At 63.1% G+C, this 1,560-nt stretch carries 3 protein-coding genes; all 3 read left to right on the top strand.

Features of this window, described 5'->3' with window-relative positions; translation table 11 throughout:
* On the top strand, positions 1 to 184 hold a 184-nt coding region (locus HX846_RS22395; protein WP_178966110.1), incomplete at its 5' end, for a hypothetical protein.
* Between the two features lie 56 nt (positions 185 to 240).
* On the top strand, positions 241 to 1,092 hold the full coding sequence (locus tag HX846_RS22390) for a DUF692 domain-containing protein (protein WP_087695391.1): 852 nt from the start codon (positions 241 to 243) through the stop codon (positions 1,090 to 1,092).
* The coding region (locus tag HX846_RS22385; protein WP_178966109.1) for a DNA-binding domain-containing protein at positions 1,089 to 1,560 on the top strand (472 nt) is incomplete at its 3' end. The genes HX846_RS22390 and HX846_RS22385, both read left to right, overlap by 4 nt.

The following is a 1,560-nucleotide window of genomic DNA, read 5'->3' as shown; positions in this document are numbered from 1 at the left end:
CGCCGCCGACCAGCCGGAACAGCCGGGTCGTTGCTACGGCGTGAACAACTGCAAGGGCGAAAGCCTGTGCGCCACGGCCAAGAACGATTGCAAGGGCCTCAACAGCTGCAAGGGCCAGGGCGTTGTCGTCAAGACCCCGTCCGAGTGCCTGAAGCTGGGCGGCACCACTACCGAACCGAAGTAACACCCCGGCGGGCCCAGGTTGGGCCCGCCGCCTATTTATGCAACGGAGACCACATGATGCCGACACCCAACCCGCGTTTTCCAGGCTATGGCCTGGGGCTGCGCAAGGAACACTACAGCGAGTTCCTGGAGAACCCGGTGGCGGTGGATTTCGTTGAAGTGATCTCCGAAAATTTCATGGTCGCGGGCGGCCAGCCCCGGCACATCCTGCGTCAGATTCGCGAGCGGTATCCGGTGGCGCTGCACGGGGTGTCGATGTCGATCGGCACGGCCGAGGGCCTCGATCGCGATTACCTGAAACGCCTCAAGTCGCTGGTGGACGAGATCGAACCGCTGTTTGTGTCCGACCACTTGAGCTGGTCCCGCAGCGGGGGTTTCAACTCCCATGATCTGTTGCCGGTGCCTTACACCCATGAGGCATTGGACCGGGTCTGCGCCAATATCGACCTGGCTCAAGAAGTGTTGGGCCGCACGATGCTGTTTGAAAACCCGTCCAGCTACCTGGCCTTTGATGGCGCGTCCATGAGCGAGTGGGAATTCATCGCCGCCATGTCCCGGCGCACCGGCTGCGAGCTGTTGCTGGACGTCAATAATGTGTTTGTCAGCGCCAGCAACCATGGCTTTGACGCTCTCGCGTTTCTCGACGGGATTCCGGCCGAGCGGGTCCGGCAAATTCACCTGGCCGGCCATAGCCAGGGCCGCGATTTGCTGATCGACAGCCACGACAGCCCGGTGTGTGATGGCGTCTGGGACTTGTATGCCAAGGCCGTTGCGTTGCTCGGCCCGGTCGCCACGATGATCGAGCGCGATGACGAGATCCCGCCCCTGGCAGAGCTGCTGGAGGAGCTGTCGATCGCCCGCATGCTCGGTGCCTCCGAGGCCTACAAGCGTGCGCAGGTGCGCTCATGAATCTCGCGCAATGGCAGCAGGCTTTTCATACCTGGCTGGTGAGTGCCTCGGAGCAGTCGGCCGAGATGTTGGGTAACAAGGCCGCGGGACTGGCGGTGTATCAGAACAACTACCGCGCGCAATTGGTGGGTTGCCTGGAACAGGCGTTTCCCAACCTGCGGCGCTGGGTCGGGGACGAGGCGTTCCTGGCCGCGTGCGTCAGCCATATCGACCGGCATCCGCCCCATGCCTGGACCCTGGACGTCTATCCCGAGGGTTTTCACCTGACCCTGGGCGAACTGTTCCCCAACAATCCCGACGTGCATGAACTGGCCTGGATCGAGTCGTCGCTCAATGAAGCGTTTGTCGCCGCCGATGCCAGCCCGTTGCCCATGGACGTGCTGGCGTCGGTGGATTGGGACACGGCACGCCTGCAACTCACGCCGTCGCTGCGCTGCCATGGGCTGACCACCAACGCCGAGGCGATCT

This window comes from Pseudomonas sp. K5002 (assembly GCF_013386655.1).
GTDB lineage: Bacteria > Pseudomonadota > Gammaproteobacteria > Pseudomonadales > Pseudomonadaceae > Aquipseudomonas.
Note: the sequence above shows the minus strand (reverse complement) of the source record. Positions and strands in the feature narration are given on the sequence as shown.

What these genes read in the sequence shown, in the direction of transcription:
- HX846_RS22390 (WP_087695391.1), top strand. Translation starts at nt 241, where the DNA reads ATGCCGACACCCAACCCGCGTTTTCCAGGCTATGGCCTGGGGCTGCGC.